Annotated in this window: 19 protein-coding genes; 7 read left to right on the top strand and 12 right to left on the bottom strand. The window is 64.4% G+C overall.

Annotated features, from left to right (window positions below; translation table 11 throughout):
- Positions 1-24: 24 nt before the first annotated feature.
- On the bottom strand, positions 25-648 hold the full coding sequence (locus B0I08_RS07475; protein ID WP_106211365.1) for a universal stress protein: 624 nt from the start codon (positions 646-648) through the stop codon (positions 25-27).
- 115 nt (positions 649-763) lie between these two features.
- Between B0I08_RS07475 and B0I08_RS07470 the strand changes: the two genes are divergently transcribed.
- Positions 764-1,381, top strand: a complete 618-nt coding sequence (locus B0I08_RS07470; protein ID WP_219905628.1) for a class I SAM-dependent methyltransferase — start codon at positions 764-766, stop codon at positions 1,379-1,381.
- A 1,064-nt stretch (positions 1,382-2,445) separates the two neighbouring features.
- On the opposite strand, the gene B0I08_RS07465 is transcribed toward B0I08_RS07470, so the two are convergent.
- Both B0I08_RS07465 and B0I08_RS17545 read right to left on the bottom strand, forming a co-directional pair.
- The gene (locus B0I08_RS07465) at positions 2,446-2,667 is read right to left on the bottom strand and encodes a hypothetical protein (RefSeq protein WP_106211363.1); all 222 of its coding nucleotides are present in this window, start codon (positions 2,665-2,667) and stop codon (positions 2,446-2,448) included.
- A gap of 57 nt (positions 2,668-2,724) precedes the next feature.
- On the bottom strand, positions 2,725-3,138 hold the full coding sequence (locus B0I08_RS17545; protein ID WP_146134347.1) for a hypothetical protein: 414 nt from the start codon (positions 3,136-3,138) through the stop codon (positions 2,725-2,727).
- Between the two features lie 124 nt (positions 3,139-3,262).
- On the opposite strand from B0I08_RS17545, the gene B0I08_RS07460 reads away from it, so the two are divergent.
- Entirely contained in the window at positions 3,263-3,829 is a 567-nt protein-coding gene (locus B0I08_RS07460) for a manganese efflux pump MntP (protein ID WP_106211361.1), read from the top strand.
- Between the two features lie 60 nt (positions 3,830-3,889).
- On the opposite strand, the gene B0I08_RS07455 is transcribed toward B0I08_RS07460, so the two are convergent.
- A complete protein-coding gene (locus B0I08_RS07455) occupies positions 3,890-4,942 on the bottom strand; it encodes a DMT family transporter (protein WP_106211359.1) in 1,053 nt (350 codons plus the stop codon).
- Positions 4,942-5,307: an ArsR/SmtB family transcription factor gene (locus B0I08_RS07450; RefSeq protein ID WP_106211357.1), complete on the bottom strand. Its 366-nt coding sequence runs from the start codon at positions 5,305-5,307 to the stop codon at positions 4,942-4,944. Before B0I08_RS07450 ends, B0I08_RS07455 begins: the two co-directional genes overlap by 1 nt.
- Before the next feature lie 369 nt (positions 5,308-5,676).
- Here B0I08_RS07450 and B0I08_RS07445 point away from each other — a divergent pair, with 369 nt between their 5' ends.
- From B0I08_RS07445 to B0I08_RS07435, 3 genes are all read left to right on the top strand, one after another.
- The gene (locus B0I08_RS07445) at positions 5,677-6,519 is read left to right on the top strand and encodes a CPBP family intramembrane glutamic endopeptidase (RefSeq protein WP_106211355.1); all 843 of its coding nucleotides are present in this window, start codon (positions 5,677-5,679) and stop codon (positions 6,517-6,519) included.
- A 139-nt stretch (positions 6,520-6,658) separates the two neighbouring features.
- On the top strand, positions 6,659-7,447 hold the full coding sequence (locus tag B0I08_RS07440; RefSeq protein WP_106211354.1) for a CPBP family intramembrane glutamic endopeptidase: 789 nt from the start codon (positions 6,659-6,661) through the stop codon (positions 7,445-7,447).
- The gene (locus B0I08_RS07435) at positions 7,444-8,280 is read left to right on the top strand and encodes a CPBP family intramembrane glutamic endopeptidase (protein ID WP_106211352.1); all 837 of its coding nucleotides are present in this window, start codon (positions 7,444-7,446) and stop codon (positions 8,278-8,280) included. The genes B0I08_RS07440 and B0I08_RS07435 overlap by 4 nt, the downstream gene beginning before the upstream one ends.
- A 250-nt stretch (positions 8,281-8,530) precedes the next feature.
- Here the strand turns inward: B0I08_RS07435 and B0I08_RS07430 are convergent, their stop codons facing one another.
- From B0I08_RS07430 to B0I08_RS07400, 7 genes are all read right to left on the bottom strand, one after another.
- The gene (locus B0I08_RS07430; protein ID WP_106211350.1) at positions 8,531-9,136 is read right to left on the bottom strand and encodes a pyridoxamine 5'-phosphate oxidase family protein; all 606 of its coding nucleotides are present in this window, start codon (positions 9,134-9,136) and stop codon (positions 8,531-8,533) included.
- An 18-nt stretch (positions 9,137-9,154) separates the two neighbouring features.
- Entirely contained in the window at positions 9,155-10,003 is an 849-nt protein-coding gene (locus B0I08_RS07425; RefSeq protein WP_106211348.1) for a creatininase family protein, read from the bottom strand.
- Complete coding sequence (locus tag B0I08_RS07420) at positions 10,000-11,313, bottom strand: FAD-binding oxidoreductase (protein WP_106211346.1); 1,314 nt, start codon at positions 11,311-11,313, stop codon at positions 10,000-10,002. Before B0I08_RS07420 ends, B0I08_RS07425 begins: the two co-directional genes overlap by 4 nt.
- A gap of 175 nt (positions 11,314-11,488) precedes the next feature.
- Complete coding sequence (locus B0I08_RS07415; protein ID WP_219905627.1) at positions 11,489-12,712, bottom strand: substrate-binding domain-containing protein; 1,224 nt, start codon at positions 12,710-12,712, stop codon at positions 11,489-11,491.
- A gap of 88 nt (positions 12,713-12,800) precedes the next feature.
- A complete protein-coding gene (locus tag B0I08_RS07410) occupies positions 12,801-13,661 on the bottom strand; it encodes an ABC transporter permease (protein WP_106211345.1) in 861 nt (286 codons plus the stop codon).
- The gene (locus B0I08_RS07405) at positions 13,658-14,440 is read right to left on the bottom strand and encodes an ABC transporter ATP-binding protein (protein WP_106211343.1); all 783 of its coding nucleotides are present in this window, start codon (positions 14,438-14,440) and stop codon (positions 13,658-13,660) included. The genes B0I08_RS07410 and B0I08_RS07405 overlap by 4 nt, the downstream gene beginning before the upstream one ends.
- A 2-nt stretch (positions 14,441-14,442) precedes the next feature.
- Positions 14,443-15,777 (bottom strand): amidohydrolase family protein, encoded by a 1,335-nt coding sequence (locus tag B0I08_RS07400; RefSeq protein WP_106211341.1) that lies wholly within the window; start codon positions 15,775-15,777, stop codon positions 14,443-14,445.
- Positions 15,778-15,973: 196 nt separating this feature from the next.
- Between B0I08_RS07400 and B0I08_RS07395 the strand changes: the two genes are divergently transcribed.
- Together B0I08_RS07395 and B0I08_RS07390 are read left to right on the top strand one after the other, a co-directional pair.
- On the top strand, positions 15,974-16,609 hold the full coding sequence (locus B0I08_RS07395) for a helix-turn-helix domain-containing protein (protein ID WP_106211339.1): 636 nt from the start codon (positions 15,974-15,976) through the stop codon (positions 16,607-16,609).
- Complete coding sequence (locus B0I08_RS07390) at positions 16,606-17,583, top strand: PDR/VanB family oxidoreductase (RefSeq protein WP_106211337.1); 978 nt, start codon at positions 16,606-16,608, stop codon at positions 17,581-17,583. The genes B0I08_RS07395 and B0I08_RS07390 overlap by 4 nt, the downstream gene beginning before the upstream one ends.
- Positions 17,584-17,589 lie beyond the last annotated feature (6 nt).

Genomic DNA, 17,589 nt, shown 5'->3' with positions numbered 1-17,589 from the left:
CGTCCCGTCTTCGGTGCCGGCGCGTCAGGGCAGGGGCGGCGTGGCGGGCTCCGCGGGCACACGCGGACGCGACACCAGCACCGGGCACCCCGCGTGCCGCACACACTGGTCGCTAACCGACCCGAGCATGAGGCTCGCGAACCCGCCACGACCACGCGACCCGACCACGAGCATCCGGGCGCCCTTCGAGAGCTTCAGCAGGGCGTTGGCCGCCTGCCCGAGGGTGGAGTAGTAGTGCACTTCGGCTGCGGGATGTCGGTCGACAAAGCGACGCGTCTCCGTGATGAGATTCGCGCGGATCAACGTCGAAACCTCGTCGAAAGTCGACACGTAGCCATGGGAGAAAAGCGCCCCATGAGGTGCGGAGTCGACCGTCCACGAGCGCATGATGAGCAGAGGGATCGCCATCTTCTCCGAGATCTCCAGTGCCAACTCCAGCGCGCTGTCCGAACTGGGCGAGCCATCGTGGCCGACCACGACGCGATCGACTGAGGTGCCTTCGCCCGCGGTTGATTCGTCCGGGGAGTCCGCACTCGAGACCTTGGAACTGCCGGTTGTCGCACTCGACGCACTCGACGAGCCTGGCGACTCGGACGAGCCGGATGAGCCAGCCGGGTCGTCGGGAGTAGTGGCATCTGGTTGGGACATCCGGTCCTCGCAAATAGTGTGACGTCACTGTCGGGAATTGCCTTGTTCCAGCATTCCAGCCGCCGTTCGAAATGTCACGGGGCCCGGAAGCGCCTGAAGATGCTAGAAACGCTCTATGACTGAACCCGCCGATCTCCGCGTCATGTGGGACGCCCGCTACGCCGCCGCGGCGGGCTCCGCCGACTCCGTGTGGTCGATATCGCCAAACGACTGGGTCGCGGCGACCGTCGGTCCGCTCACGCCCGGCACCGCAGTCGACCTCGGCTGCGGCGAGGGGCGCAATGCCATCTGGCTCGCATCTCGAGGCTGGACGACCACGGGAGTCGACTTCTCTTCCGCCGGGATCGACGTCGCACGGGCGCGTTCACAACGAGCTGGGGTGGACGTCGACTGGCAGGTTGCCGACGCCACCACGTGGCGTGCGCCGAAGCCAGTCGACCTTGTCGTGATTGCCTACCTCCACCTCACTGAGCCTGAGCTGCGCCGCGCGATCACGGGCGCCGTAGCCTCACTCGCCCCGGGAGGACACCTCGTGGTCATCGGGCACGATCGCACCAACATCATCGACGGCGTCGGCGGACCGCAGCGCGCCGACATCCTCTACACACCGGAGCTACTCGCCGATGCCGTAGCGGGGCTGACGATCACGACGTGCGAACGAGTTCTGCGCCCGGTCGAGACCGCCGACGGGACGAGAAACGCCATCGACGCGGTTCTGATAGCGCGCACGTAGGCGCCGCTGTTCGATTGAAGCGGCCATTGCTGCCTGCTCCCGTTCTGGTTCGACCGGAGGACCGCACGCTTGCAGCCAGCACGTGTGGCTACTCACGTCGAGGTCCTGTTTCCGGTCGGTGATTGCTGGAGCGTCGATACGGGGATGCAGCCGATAAATGTTGACACCGCGACCCCGGAGTGTCCCATATCCATCAGTGAGTACTGGCATCGCGGCAGGAGGTTATGCGACGTAGTTATGAGAATCGCCGCACCACAAGAAACCGGCCGTTCGGAGCTAGTCCCTGTCAAGGCTCCGAGACATCGCGTATCCCAAGAGATACGAGACGCATCAGCGAGCGCGAGCTGGAACTTCTGTCGCGACAATTACACCGCGAAGGCGGCGACAAGTACGACGCGATCTAGACGAACCGCTCGCCGCGATCAAGCACGGCGCTCTCATAGGACATAACGATGCGTCGAGCATGCGAATTCACGTGCAGCGTGCGGCTAACTCGTACGATCGCTTGTCATCGACGTATCGATGCGTTTGCTCAGTGGCGGCGGCGCCAAACCCGGGCCATTCCCACGATCCCCACAACTGCGATGAGGACAGCGAGTACCCCCAGTGCGATCGAGGTTCCGTCCGCGCCAGATCGAGAAAATGCAATAGCCGCCCCGATCGAACCTGTACTGACTAAGGGAATCCAGGGAACGTAAGCGGCAGCCTTCGTGCGAGAATCTGGTTCATTCATTTGTACAGGATGCCTTTCATGAAAAATGCTGATCAAGATGGCGCCCTCGCGACGCCCGCCGTTCATAGAGCGGCGCGTTGGGCGCGCCTTGTCGATGCCCTTCGAGGGATGTCTGCGTCCTGAATAGCGGGATTTCTTAGCGGCTACGTGTCATCCTTGAGAAGAATGTTTCGCGCCATGACGCATAGCGAGTACCCGAGAGATAGTATCCGGAGGCAGTTATGCTCCCGAGGTCCTAACTACCCAGGACCATAGTCAAAGCTTGCGATGATCACCGCTCAGTACGCGATCAGACCCACGTAGAGAGGCCCATCATTCAACTGAGGCCCGACTAGGTCTCGTCACCAAATGTTGGCTCGCGTTTGGCGCTCGTGGACTTGTTGCGCGCTTTCTTGAAGTTCCGTACGTACAGTAGGACGCCGACGGCAAGCAAGATGACTCCTCCTGCACTGTAGATTCCGGCGCCCCACTGTTCGCGGACAAGCACACGGAAGCCGGTCACCAGCCCGAAGATGCCCAGTGCAATCAGAGCTGTCGCGATCTTGCGCGTCATCGGTGTGGCCTATCGTCGTCGCATGCAGGTGAGCTGTCTTGGGCTTTCCCCGTAACCCTAGCCATCGATCGCGATACTAATCGCTTCACCGACTATCGTCGCAAATCCTGCACAGATGGGATAGGAAACGGCAAGAGCAATCCCGCCCGAACTGCCTGCCGTCACGCCCAGACAGGCACCTTCTAGGACGCCTCCGATAAGGAAATCCGCGAGCTCCCTATCCGAGTAGCTTGTGAGCAGGTCTGCAATATCCCAACCGTTGCGGAACGCGTCGACCAATACTTCAATTCCCTTAACCGTTGACGTGCCAGCTGTTCGATAACGATCAATTCCGGCTGAGCCGATCGCGTTAGAGGTTTTCGACAGTTCTGAACCACGCAGGACACCACACGGCATTAGGTACGATGGAATCACGAAGGGGAGTAGTTCCCGACCCGCCTCGATATTTGGGGCGCGGAGGTACGTCGACATACTGGTGATTTTTCACCCGGCGTGCCACCCGGTTATTGACGGGCGAACGAGACCTTCGGCATCCATCAATGCCGAACGCACCCTTCTCTGCGGTTCGGCCTGTCGCATGAAAGGCCAATCCGCCATGACCTTCTGGGCCCTCTTTCTTATTGCTCTCGGTGTCTCCGCAGACGCCTTCGCTGTTGCGCTCACCAAGGGCCTGCACATGCGTAAATTCAATCTTCGGAACGCTTCGATCATTGCCTTTACATTTGGTCTGTTCCAAGCTCTCATGCCACTTCTCGGCTGGTTCTTGGGCAGCCAGTTCGCTCGGTACATCACCGGAATCGACCACTGGATCGCGTTCGGTCTTCTCCTTCTCGTCGGCGGCAAAATGCTCTGGGAGGCCTTTTCCACTCATGTAGACACCGGTCGGGACTTTGACCGCCTGCACATTCGCGAGCTCCTGGTGCTGGCCCTTGCTACCAGCATCGACGCACTCGCCGTCGGCATCACCCTCGCCTTCGTCCCCGTCTCGATCATCGGCGCAGTCTCCCTGATCGGAGCGACGACCCTGGTACTCGCCTTCCTCGGCGTAGTCATCGGCCGACGCGTTGGAGCACGGCTGGGCAAGCCAGCAGAAGTAGCCGGCGGGATCGTGCTCATCCTCATCGGCACACGGATCCTGCTAGACCACCTGGGCATCTGGTGAACCAACTCCCCGCTCACTGAGCCTGCGCTCAACCATATCCAGTGACACCATCACAGGTGCTCAGTGGCCGTGCCGATGGTGGCTGTCGGGGTAGTGCTCGTGGGTGTGGGTGATCGGCTCGTGGGTGTGTTCGTGCTTATGCAACCCGTTCGCGCCGACCTCCTGGCCGGGCTCGTGGGCGTGCTGGTGGTGCTCATCGTGGGCGTGCCAGTGGTCGTGGGTGATCGCGTCGTGGGTGTGCTCGTGCTCGTGCCGCTCCGTGAGGTGCAGCCAGACGCCTACCGCCATAAGGAGGCCGGCGACGATGACGGGCCAGCTGATCGGGTCACCGAGCGTGATCGCGAGCAGCGCGCCGAAGAAGGGGGCGATCGAGTAGTACGCGCCAGCTCGAGCGGTGCCGACATGGCGCATGGCGATGATGAACAGCACGAGACTGATGCCGTAGGCAAACAGCCCAACGATCATCGCGGATGCGATGTTGAATGCGCCCGGGAGCTGCGCGCCAAGCGAGAACGCGAGGATGAGGTTCACGGGGCCGGCGACGCCGCCTTTGACGGCGGCGAGCCAGGTAGCGTCGTTGAGCGCGATCTTCCGCGTGAGGTTGTTGTCGAGGCCCCAGCTCAGGCAGGCGCCGACGATCGCAAGCGATGGCCAGGGGCTGCCGAAGTTGGCGCCGGAGGGGATGCTGAGAACGATCGCGCCGGCGACGATGGCGAGCATGCCGAGGGCGATGCGCCGATCGAAGTTCTCTTTGAACACGAACCAGGCAAGCGCCGCGGTGAAGACCCCTTCCGCGTTCAGCAGCAGCGAGGCTCCGGATGCGGGCATGTTGGACAGACCCAGCATCAGCAGCACGGGGCCGGCAACGCCACCGAAGAACACAGCCCCGACTAGCGGCGGGACCTCGGGACGGGTGATGTGCACGCGGGGCGCGCGCCGGATGAGCCTGTAGAGACCCAAGCCCAGCCCGGAGCCGCAGTAGAGCAGCCCGGCGAGCAGCCACGGGCTCACCTCGTTGTCGAGCAGCAGCTTGGCTAACGGAGTGCCGGCACCGAACAGCACAGCCGACACCAAGGCGGCCTGGACGCCCTTGTTCCTGAAAGTGCGCAGCATCAAAAGGCCACCGATGCGTCGTGCTGGTGGTGAGCCGGCGTGCTGGTCAATGAGTGCTCGGCTTGGAAAATGGCGTCGCTGACCAGGCGGCTCGCGTGCTCGTTGGCGAGCCGATAAAACACCCGCGTCCCCTCCTGCCGGGTCGCTACAATCCGGGCGAGACGGAGCTTGGCGAGGTGCTGCGACACCGCGGCCGGTGACTTCTCGACGAGGTCGGCCAGGTGGTTCACGGACAGCTCTCCGTTGCGCAGCGCGAGAACGATTCGGACCCGTGTTGCATCCGCGAGCATCCCGAAGATTTCGACCGCTAGCTCGACGTAGGGGCTAGACGGATCACGACCACACACCGGCTTATCTGCATCCATACGCAGATTCTTTCATAGCCGCGATTCCCGCTTGCCGAAAACGGTGCCAAAACCCCTGTTCATTCCAAAACCTTTTCTAGATCTTGATTTCGAGCAGTTCCGTGGACATCAGTTCTGACACCTTTGTAAACCGCGACTTGCTGCTGCCCGCTCTGCAGCTCACAAACCATCGTTTTTGGGCGACAACGGTCAAGACGCGAGATGCCAGCTCGTACTAATGGCGGGTGACGCCCCGCAATCTACAGCACAACCACCTTTCGCGACACCCCATGTTGAAACCCCGTCAACTATAGAAAAGCGATTCGGTATCCAATATTTTTGGTGTGCATCAGCGACCGCCGGTGTGTGACGCGTCGACGGGGGCACACTATGAACGCAACTGAAACGTCCGGCTGGAAATCTTTTTGGAACCGCGGGCGGTGGTGGAAGGCCATCGTTGCCGTCGTTGCCTACCTCGCGCTGTATCAGCTGGCAGGGTTCGGCATCGCAGTTGTCGCCGGCGATCAGGTCGAAACCGGAAATCTTCTGGCCACGCCCGCGAGCGTATTTTTCGGGCTCGGTGCCGGGCTGGTCGTTGGAGCGGTGGTCCTTGTCGGGTTCGCGGCGTCGGTCGGGTGGCTGCGCCCGCTCTTCTCGCGTCAGCCGGTGGCGGGTCGGTGGTGGATGTGGATCTTCGTGGTGCTGCTCGTGATCCCGATCGTGTTGCGCTTCGCTGGGATCGACTATGACTCGTACGGCACGGGCGTCGTCGTCACGATGCTGTTCACCGGGTTGTTTATCGGCTTCACTGAAGAGTTGCTCTACCGCGGGATCGTAGTCAAGATTCTTCGCAACGCCGGGCACCGTGAGCTGAGCGTCGCCGCTCTCTCGTCGCTGTTCTTCGCGCTGTCGCACTCGATCAATATCTTCGCTGGGCAGCCGGCAATCACCGTAGCGCTGACGGTCGTTTTCACCTTCGGATTCGGCATGATGATGTACCTCGTTATGCGCGCCACCGGAAATATCGTCTGGGCGATGCTCATCCACGCGATCACCGACCCCACAACAATCCTGGCCAGCGGCGCTCTCGATGCAAGTACCGGCGCAGCCCACAGTCCCATCCTCGACCTCGCCACACCCTTCAACATCATCTTCGTCATCGCCGGAGTGATCGTCCTGTTCTTCATCCGCGGCAAGGCCGAACCAGTCGCTGACGGGCTAACCCGCCGATGATCGCCATCACAACCGGTAGCGGCGAACGACGCGTCGTCGGCCGCGGCCTGCTCTTCGTCGGGCGATCTGGCTGGCGGCGCGATACCGGAACAGGGACAATCTCCTGCGCGGGCGCCTGTGAAGAGGATAGGGAGACGTTATGTCTGTAACGAGCGACCGGCATTGGCGAGTGCGCCCAAGGGTATGGATCGGGCTGGCGATCTGGTTGGGCGAGTTGCTTCTCGTTTTTGCCATTCAGTCCCTTGCCGGTGTGCCGTACGACACTTGGGGCGACAGCGCTGAGAACTTGTTCTTCGGCGCCGGACTTTCGCTGATCGTCTCGGCCGTACTGCTGGCACTCACGGTCACCCTGCTCGGCTGGTGGCGCCCGGCCCTGTATGAACGCGAACGGAGCCAACATAAGTGGCCGCTCTTCATCCCCGCACTCGTCGCTGTCGCAGCGCTCATGAACCTTGCCGGCACTGACTGGGCTGCATACAGCGGCGCATTCCTCGCTGCCTCGCTGATCCTCTGCCTGGTCGGTTTCACAGAGGAAATCGTCAACCGCGGCATGCTGCTTGTGGGATTTCGCTCCCGTTTAGGCGAGGGGTGGGTCTGGTTCCTGACATCAGCACTCTTCGGGTTGAGTCATCTGATCAACATTGCCCTCGGCGCGGACGAGGGCGGCACGGTGCTGCAGGTGTTCTTCGCATTCAGCACGGGAACCACCTTTTACATCCTGCGCCGCACCACCGGCTCATTGTGGTGGGCGATGCTGCTGCACGGACTGTGGGACTTCTCCGTCTTCGCTGCCGGAGTCGGCACCCCAGGCGACATCGCATACGCGTCGAACGCCGTCGAGGCTTTCGCGGGGATCCTCGGTCTGGCGTGCGTCGTTTTCGTCATCCGGGGAGCACGCGAGCGCATCACTTCGGCAGGCATCAAATGACCGCGTCGACGACCCGAGTGACCGCGATTCCGCGCGTCTGGTGGGTCGGGGTCACGGCCGCTGCAGCCTACGTGCTGCTGGTCGCAGTGGTAGGCAACATCGTCGGCGACATGGCAGGCGACGACGAGTTCCTCGAGTTCGCACTCTCGCACTTCGTGCCGCTGCCGATCGCGATCGCGCTCGGCCTGATATTCCTCCATCGCGCACGGTGGGGCTCGCGGGTGTGGACGGAGACGCCGACGTCTCGCCTGATCCCGCGGCGCCGATGGCCGCTCATGATTCCCGTGCTGATGGTCGCGTTGCCGCTCGCGCAAGTGTTCGACGTGCCCTGGACGGATCGTTCCGTCGGACTGGTGCTGACGGTAGTGCTGGCGACCGCCCTGGTTGGGATCGGTGAAGAGCTGTTCTTCCGCGGCATCCTGCTCGAGTCGATCCGCGCACACCATGGCGAGTTGGTGACCCTCCTGGCGACGTCGGTACTCTTTGGTTTTGCGCACGTGATCGGAAGCGTGTGGGCGGGGGTGCCAGCGCCAGCAATCGCGTTTCAGGTGACCTTCCTCGCTATGAATGGCTCCCTCTACTATTGGGTGAGGCGGGCCACCGGCCAGCTCTGGGTCGCGATGGCTGTGCATGCGCTAACGGACTGCATCCTCTATCTCGCCTCCGGCGCGACCCGCGCCAGCGAGACGCTCGCGCAGCAAGTCGATCCGGCGGACCAACCCGTTCTAGTCGTAGTCCAGTTCTTGCTAATCGGGGCTGCGGTCGCGGGCGTCGTCAGCGCCGCTCGTGAAGACCACCGGACGCGACGAACTGCTCGCCTCGCTGCGTCCTGACCGCCGTCGACCACGTGCAGAAAGCAGGAACCATGGCACGCCCGGGCGCGAGGCAGGACGTCCTCGCCCGAGCAAGGTCATTACCGAGCGGCCGACACGCAGAAGCGTGACATCTACCACTGCGAACAAGCCATGGCGGCGATGTCAGCACTGCGTCGACGATCTCGTGCCGTAATCGGCCAGAAAATGGTCGACACCCCCCGGCGGCTCGCGCGAAGCCGCGCGTTGGCGACGCCGCGCGTCCCCCCCGCTACCCCGGCAGCGCGCCCACAACCCACCCGTCCGATGTCCAGACGTACTCGATGCGGCGGCTCGCGGTGTCCTCCGCTGCCTCCCAAAACACCAGCCGTGTTGGGCGCACGATATAGCCATCCCACGTCGGCGAGACGTCGAGCGGCCCTTCCGGTTTCGCCGCGATCGCCTCCGCCCACTCCTTTCGCCGCTGACCCAACGGCAGGCGCGCGAACTGCGCGGTGTTCAACCACGCCAGATGTTTCAGGTAGCCCGACCGTTTTGCGTAGGCGGCCGCCAATAGTTCTGGCGACTGTTTGCTCGCAACGCCCTGCACCACGAGCTGGCGGGAAAACCCCTCCCACGCGAACACGAGACTGACGCGCGGGTCGGCGGCGATGTCAGCGACCTTGCGGGAGTTAGCGTCGGTATTGAACAGGAATCCGTCCGGCGTCACGGCCGAGAGCAGCACCGTGCGGCCGGCGGGGAACCCGTCCGCGTCAGTGGTCCCCAGGGTGAAACGCGGCCGGTCGGGATCCGCGTTGTCTGGCAGCCACGAAGCTACCAGCGCGAGCGGGTCTACGCCCGAGACGCCAGTCGACCCAGCACCCGTCAGGTCGCTCATGAGAGGTCCACGACCAGTTCAGTCACGAGGCGGCACTGCGTGACTGAATCGGTCTATCTCGTGCAGCGCGGCGAGCGATCGTGTGACGGACTCCTCGAACAGGGCCGCTCCCGCCTCGGAGGTAGCGCCGGTCGGATCGCCAATGACGCCGCTCGGACCGAAGTCGTTGCTCATCCAGCCGAACGACACGGGCTTGTTGTTGAACCCGATGAACTCCATCTCGGCAATGTGCTCCGGGATGTTGCGCTCGGCCTTGGACATGTCGACGAGGTCAGGACGCACGTGCAGCACCAGCGAGGTCTCCCCGTGGCCAGCGTGGATGCCGAGGCCAAGTTCGTCCGCTCCGTCGGCTCCCCCGGATCCGGCGCGCTGGATTCCCGCGGACATCGTGAACGTAGAGAGCCCGAACCGGCGGCGCAGTTCGCGGTTCGCGACCTGAAGGGGTGCGCCGTTTCCGCCGTGGCCGTTCATAAACACGAGCTTGCGGGCAGGGGTGTTCGCGATCGAACGGCCGATGTCGACGAGCGTCGCCATCAGCGTTTCCCACGACAGCCAGACGGTTCCGGGCGCCCAGTGGTGCTCGTCCGACTTTGTGTACGTCAGCGTGGGCAGAATCCAGATGTCCAGTCCTTCGGCGGCCCCGCGTTCGACCGCGGCGGTGGCGTAGGTTTCCGCGAGGAGTGCGTCGGTGGACAGCGGCAGGTGAGCACCGTGATGCTCAATTGCCCCGGTCGGGATGACGATGATCGAGTCAGCGGTTAGCGCCGCGGCCGCGGCCGGGCCAGACAGCTCGGCGAGCTTGCGTGAGACGAATGGCCCTGAAGGAGCGGGCCCTGAGGTAGACGAGCCCGAAGTGGAGGTAGTCATGAGGTGAGTTTTCCCATTCCGGGTACGGCGGCGTCGGCCACGAGTTTGCCGGGGTTCAGCAGGCCCCTTGGATCGGTGCTTGCGGCGAGCTGCTGGGTGCGTGCCGCCTCGAAGTCGACAAACCATTGGTGCGGGCTGTGCACACCCACACCGAGTTCTTTCAGCGCTTCGATGCCCGCATACACCTGCTCCGGGCTCTCGTAGACGCCGGCGAGCATGCCGATCGGGCGGTCGATCTTGCCCTCGATGTGCAGCATCCCCCCGGGATACACGGCGTGCACCTCGTCGATGCGGTCCACCAGCGCGTCACCGCCGACCTCGAGGTGGAAGTAGGTGCCGGGCGAGGTCTTCTGCAGCCACTCGATCGGGTGGTTATACGACAGGGTGCTCAGACGAACGCTCGCCTGGGGTCCCTCTCGCACGTCTTCGACCCGGCCGCCTGCCGACTCGATGAGGGCGGTTGCGGCGTCAATGGTCTCGACGTCGAGGATGACGCGAAGGCTGGCGCGGTCTTCCGGGATGGCCGGATCGGTGGGCAGCGCGTTGGATACCTCAGGCAGATCGGCAGAGACCAACCGCGGTGATGGTTCAAGCAGCGCGACGCTCTTCAGGATCGGGAGCACATCGGCGAACGTGTTGAAACTCGCGTACAAAGCACGCCAGTCGCGCATCGGGTCGAGTCGCACGGTAGCGCGGGCAATGATGCCCGCGGTGCCGTAATTGTGCACGTAGAGTTGCGCCTCTTCGCCTTCTACGTGCACGAGTCCCTCCGTTGCGGTGTGCACCACATCGAGCGCGGCGACAAACCCCTGGTGGTTGGCGCCGTGCACGATCGAGCCGGTCCCCCCGGACCCGCCAGCGAGGAACCCGCCGATGCTCGACTGCGCGGTGGACGGATACATCCAGAGCTCTTGGCCGGTTTCGCGGGCCGCCTGCTCAAGGGCGATCATTGGGGTGCCCGCCTCTGCGGTGATCACTCCATCACCGACCTCGATGATCGCGCGAGCCTTCGACATGTCGAGCACGAGGCCACCCTCGAGCGGGATGGCCTGGCCGTAGTTGCCCGTGCCTTTGCCGCGCGGGGTGATTCCCACGCCATGGCGCACGGCCGCTGCGACGACGGCCGCGATCTCGTCTGCGCTGGTGGGGAACGCGACGATGTCGGCGAGCCCCAGCGGCAGTTGCTCGGTAATGATCGGTGACATTTTGGCGCCGTCGACCGACGCCTTTTCCCGGGCGCGCAGCTCCAGCGTGGCTCCGCGCGGGCCGAGCAGTTCGACGAGCTCGGCGTGAAGTTCTTCAACCGACATGGTGGGGACGTCCTTCGTTGTGCGGATGATGCAGTGTCGTGCGAGTAAGGCTGTGCGGGGCGGGCGGCCGCGACATCCACCAATGGTCATGAGGTGATCTGTACAAAATGACCAAGACAAATCAATGACAGGTGGATGCCGCGGGCGCCGTCAGCGCGGTGCGCGGGTGATGCTGTTAGAAGCCGATGCTCTCGTCGATGAACTCGTTGGTGACGAGGTCGTCAACGGTGAGGCCTTCGGCTGCGGGCGTTCCGAGCTCGATGGCGATCGGGATCATGGCGTCGAGCGACCCCTGCACGCGGTCGAGGTCGAAGTTGCCGACGGTGGAGTCATCGCCGTTGCTCACGAGACCAAGCTCGACCTGCTGCGCGACGGAGAAATCGGCTACTCCGGCGGAGTAAACCCAGCCGGTGTCGTATGCCTCAACGAGCTCGAGGATGAGTTCGTTGGCGGAGGCGGGGTCGCTGTAGAAGTCGACCTCGGCCTGCTGCAGCACGGGGGTGAGCAGTTCGAGGCACGGGGACAGGTCTTCGAGCTCGGCGCTGCGCACCCCGAGGGTGGCCGCGTAGGACTCCCAGCCAGCGTCGTGGATGGTCTGGAACGCGACCGGCTTGGCCCAGTCCTCGACCTCGTTCTCGTAAACGTACGGCTCGGCGCTGGCGAAGCCCTGCTGTGCGTCGGCGCCCTGGGCTGCGACGAAGTTGGCGGGTGTTCCGTCGTATCCGCCGTCCACTTGGTCGCGGGAGAGCTGGCCGTCGGCGATCAGCCACTCCATGTACGCGGCGCCACCGAAGTAGCGCACAACGGCATCGGTTTTGCCGAGGTCGGCGATGGTCTCGACGTCCGGGTAGGTTTCCGGATCCCACATGATCATCTGCGGGTTGATCTCGAGCGGAGCCATAAACGAAGTCACGGGAAGGTCCGCTGACTGTGCGATCTGGTCGCCGGTCGAGGCGTAGCCGATGGTGATGTCGGTGTCCTGGTACATCTGGGCGGCGACGGTGGAGAATCCGATGGCTGGGCCGCCGGCGCGAATTTCTACATCGACACCGGTGTACTCGCCGGACGCCATGAGCGGGCCGGAGACCGACTTCAGATCGGGGTCGGGCGTGTATTCGTCGCCAAGGAGTTCGTAGAGGTTGCCGTGCTCCGACTCGGGGTTCCAGTCGGTTTGGATGGTAACGGTCGCGGGGCACGCCGACGAGAGGTCAACCGATCCGATGGTGAGGTCCGTCGATGCTGTGGCTTCCTCGTCAGTTGCAGCGGAGCATCCCGCCAAAAGGGCAATGGTTGCCAGTGCGCCCACGGCCATCAGGGAGCGTTTGCGAACGGTGCCGCGCCGAACGGCGCTCGGTCGGCTGAAGCCGGTGGGGGCAGTGCTGCGGGTGGTGCTGGGCATGGTTCTCCTTGGGTGTGAAGGGAATGTGCGCGAAGCGAGGTGCGGTGTGATGGTGCGGTGGTGCGGTGGTTCAGTTCTGGGGGTTCGCTCAGGAGGCGGGCTCGTACCAGCGCCCGACGGCGAGGCGGCCGATCAGTCCGAAGATCAGGAAGATCGCGACCCCGAGGATGGCCGCGGTGATGATTGCGGCGAACAACTCGGGAGTCTGCACGCGGGAGGCGTAGTTGTTGATGAGGATGCCGAGGCCAGGCTGGCCGCGGCGGAAGAAGAAGTCACCGACGATTGCACCGACGACCGCGAGTCCCGCGGAGATGCGCATGCCCGCGAAGATGGCGGGCATGGCGTTCGGAAATTGCAGCTTGGTGAGCACGGTGAATCGGCTGGCGCCCTGCAGCTTGAACAGCTCGCGCTGGCTGCGTTCCACCGCCTGTAGGCCGAACAGGGTGTTCGAGACCATGGGGAAGAGCGAGATGAGAACACAGACGAGAATGCGCGATTCGAAGCTGTAGCCGAGCGTGGTTCCGATCAGGGGTACGAGGGCGAGGATCGGCACACACTGCAGGAAGACCGCGTAGGGAAAGAGCGACCGCTCGATCCAGCGGGCCTGCGACATCAGAACGGCCCAGCCGATGCCGATGACGATGGAGATGGCGAGCCCGATCAGCGCGACCTCCGTCGACAGCCACAGCGCGCGCAGCAGGTCGGTGGTGATCGGGCGCCCGCCGTCGGTCGGCAGGAATGAGTCGATCACGATGCGGTGAGGGGTGGGCAGCACGGTGGTGCGTCCGAGGCTCTCCAGGTACAGCGCGGCGGCGTACCAGACCACGATGATGGCCGCGAATACGACGAGTGGCGGTCCCCAATTGCGCAGTCGGGCGCTGGTGGATGTCGCCACCGTACGAGACGGATTGACGGTCTTCGGCGTGGTGGCCTCAAGCGTGCGGGTCATGAGTGGCCTTCTCTTAGAGCGTGCGATACCTGGCCGCAGAGCTTCGCGAACTCAGGTGTGAACCGCAGATCGGGATCGCGGGGGTGTTCGAAGGGAACCTCAAACGTGTCGACGATGCGGCCGGGGCGACCGCTCATGACCACGACCCGGGTCGACAGGTAGACGGCTTCCGCGACGGAGTGGGTGATGAACAGGGCCGCGAATTGCTGCTCCACGAAGATGCGCAGCAACTCGTCTCCGAGGCGTTCGCGCGTGATCTCGTCCAGGGCGCCGAACGGCTCATCGAAGAGGAACAGCTCGGGATCGAGCGTGAACGACCGCGCGAGCGACGTGCGCATCTTCATGCCGCCGGACAGTTCCTTGGGGAGGTTCTGTTCGAAACCGGACAAACCCACCAGGTCAATCGCCGCACGCGCTTTCGCCGCGCGTGCCTTTTTCGGCTGACCGTTGAGTTCGGCGAGCAACTCCACGTTGGACTGCACGGTTCGCCAGGGCAGAAGGGTCGCGTCCTGGAACACGTACCCGATGCGCTTGGTGGCGAGCGTTGCCGTGCCTTCGCTGGCGTTCTCCAGGCCGGAGGCAATACGCAGCAGCGTCGACTTGCCGCAGCCGCTCGGGCCGACGACTGTGACGAACTCGCCGCGCTTCACGGTCAGGTCAACACCGGACAGCGCCACCGTCCCGTTCGGAAACTGCATGGCGACGTTGCGGAAATCCAGGAGTGGATCGCTGGCGACATCCGTACTCACGGCGGTGGGGGTGAGGGTCAAGGTACTCATCTCTACAGGGCTATCGGTACTGCGGGCGGGGTGGTGGGCGACGCTGTGGCGGGCGACTCGATGTGGGACGGTTCTGTGTCGGGGGATGCCGCGGTGGGCGACGCGACGGCCGACTCCACGGACGTGACGGCGACGAGGAGACCGTTGTGGAAAACCATCCGGGCGGCGGGCGCGTCTGCGACAACCTCGATCAGGCTGGAGCCTGCGATGGCGAGCAGGTCGGCGCGGCCTCCCACGAAAACGCCGGCCGCGGGCAGCGCCATGACCTCTCGGGCGCCGGAGCTGACGGCTGTGTAGGCCTCATCGATCGTGAGGTGTCCGGCGACCACCAGGAGCATCGTGGTTTCGAGCGCGTCTCCGCTGCCGAGTGGGTTGAACGGGTCGCGCACGTTGTCGGCGCCCGCGGCGAAACGTGCACCGGCGTCGATGAGCTCGCGCGCTGCAGTCAGCCCGCGCGGCGTTGCGGTGGGGTTATCCCAGCCCTGCAGGTAGAGGTTGGTGATGGGGTTGGCGATGATGCCGACCTTGCTGGCAACGACTTCGGCGATGACACGGGTGCGGTCCTCCGTGTCCATGGTGCCGAGGCGCACGCAGTGACCGGCAGAAACGTTCTGGTTCCAGCCCCGCACGGCCAGCGCGAGGGCTTCCAGTGTGACCGGTCCGGCGAGAGATTCGTCGGTGTGCAGGTCGACGCCCGCCCCACGTCGTTCGGCGATGGCCAGCAGGCGTCGCAGGTCCAGCAGCGGATCGGCCGCAAGGTGGGGCGCTCCCCCAACGAGGTCGATGCCGAGGTCAAGTGCCGCCTCCACCTGCGCGTCGGGGACGTCGGGCCCGGCGAGAACTACGAGTTCGATGTCCATCAGCCCGGACAGTTCGTCGCGCACCCGCAGCAGCGCCCGGCTGGCCAGCAGCGGGTCGTCGCCGCGGAGGATGTCCACGTGGGAACGGATAGCGGTTGTTCCCTGGCGGAGCATGCTGAGTGCCTGCGTGCGAGCCCGGTCCGCGACATCCGCCTCGCTCATCGTTGCGGTGTATTCGCGCCAGGAGAAGATGGCTGACATCAGGTCGCCGAGCGGCGGACGAATCGCGTCCCAGGAGCGAGCCTTGTCGAGATGCGCGTGCGGGTCGGCGGTGGCCGGCAGCAGCAGGTACCCCTCGAGGTCGAGCTCCCCGTCGGCACTCGAGCCGGCTGCGCTCGACCCGGCGAAGACGGGCGACGGCGCCGAACCGGCGGGGCTCACCTCCGTGACCACTCCCCCGTGGATCGCCACATCGACCTCGCGCCCGTCGGGCAGCGTGGCATTTCGCAGCAGCGAGATCGGGCGGGGCAGGTTCACGGATCTCCTCGAGAGGTAGCGCACACGGACAAAATGTTGATGTAATCAACATTATGAAATCTAGGCAGGGTTCGTTTCCGACATGTGTCGCAAGCGTTCCGGTCGCGTAAATTGCCGCAATCTGCCGCCGTTGGACTCTCGTGCCGCTCCTCCGGCCGTGATAAAGCCGCCGAATCAGCCCCTATAGTCAGGAATCATGAAGACCGAGCACACCACCGAGGCCGAGCGTTTGGGCCAGCAAATCCGTGGGTTGCGGCGAGCGCGCGGACTCACCCTGGTGCAGCTCGCGGCGCTGGCGGGCCTGTCCCATTCGTTTCTCTCGCAGCTTGAGCGGGGCCTCGCCCGGCCGAGTATGACCTCGCTCGGGGCAATCGCCCAGTCTCTGGGAAGCAGCCAACTTGAGCTGATCTCGGGCGCTGCAGACCGCGACCGCGACCTCATTGAGTCAACTCCCACGCTGGTGCGTGCCAATGAAGGCGACATCGGCCCGTACGGTTCGGGGCAGGCACGCCTGCTCGTGCAGGGCGACCGTCGATTCCACCCGATGCTGTTCGAAAGCAGCAACACCGATCCCGGCAGCTTTCACAGCCACGTCGAAGACGAGTTCGTTCACGTTCTCGAGGGAACGTGTGAGGTCGACCTCGGCGAGCAGGGCCTGTTCGTGTTGCAGACCGGGGACTCGCTCTACTACGTCGGAGGCACCCCGCACCGCTGGTCGAGCGCCTCGGACGCAGCGTTCCGGCTGTTCATCGTGAAGCAGCACGCGTCGGTGCGCAGCCTCGACGGCATGCTCGACGGCCAGAATGAGAACGAAATGACGGAACTTCTGTGAGCTTTTTCAGTGATGTGGAACGCGGCTGTGTTGTGGAAAGTCGGCGGGATGTCGCGTCGGGCGTAGTTTTGGTCACTCTCACGTCCGTCAACGGGCGAGAGCTGCCGCCGTGGACTCCCGGGTCGCACATCGACCTCATCCTCACCGGCCTCGACGGCGCACCGCTCGAGCGGCAGTATTCGCTCTGTGGCGATCCCAACGACCGCACGCGCTACCAGGTCGCGGTGCTCCGGGAGGACTCGGGTCGCGGCGGGTCCGCCGCCATCCATCAGAACCTGATCGAAGGCGCGACCCTGCGCATCCGCGGGCCGCGCAACCATTTCGGTTTTGACGCGCGCCCGGGCTCCCCTGTCTTGTTTATCGCCGGCGGAATCGGCATCACTCCGCTCCTCACGATGAGCCGGGAGGCCGCAGCCGCGGGCGTTGACTACGCGATTGTCTACCTCGGGCGCTCCCGCTCCACCATGGCGTTCCTGCCCGAGCTGCACGAGGAGCACGGGCCCCGGCTGCGGGTCTACGCCCGCGACGAGGGCGACCGAGCCGATCTTTCAGCCATCGTCGCGGAGCTCCCGCCGGCCACGCGCGTGTACTCGTGCGGGCCGACCGGGCTCCTCGACGCTCTCGATGACGCGTGGACCGGACGCCCGGTGGAGCAATTGCACGTGGAACGGTTTGAGGCACGCGAGTTCGGCGAGCCGGTCTGGCAGGACAGTTTCGAGGTGGAGCTGGCGATGACCGGCGTCACGGTTGAGGTTCCGCTCGGCCGGTCGATCCTGGATATGGTCGAGGAGAACGGTGTACTGGTGGTGTCGTCGTGCCGCACGGGAACCTGCGGCACCTGCCAGACGCCCGTGCTCGAGGGCGAGATCGAGCACCGGGACTCCGTGCTCACCCCGGGTGAGCAAGAGCACGGCGACACGATGATGATTTGCGTGTCGCGCGCCGCTTGTCCGCGCCTCGTGCTCGACCTCTGAGCGGGC

This window comes from Glaciihabitans tibetensis (genome assembly GCF_003003265.1).
GTDB lineage: Bacteria > Actinomycetota > Actinomycetes > Actinomycetales > Microbacteriaceae > Glaciihabitans > Glaciihabitans tibetensis.
The sequence above is the reverse complement of the archived record's forward strand: the minus strand, read 5'-3'. Positions and strand labels throughout refer to the sequence as shown.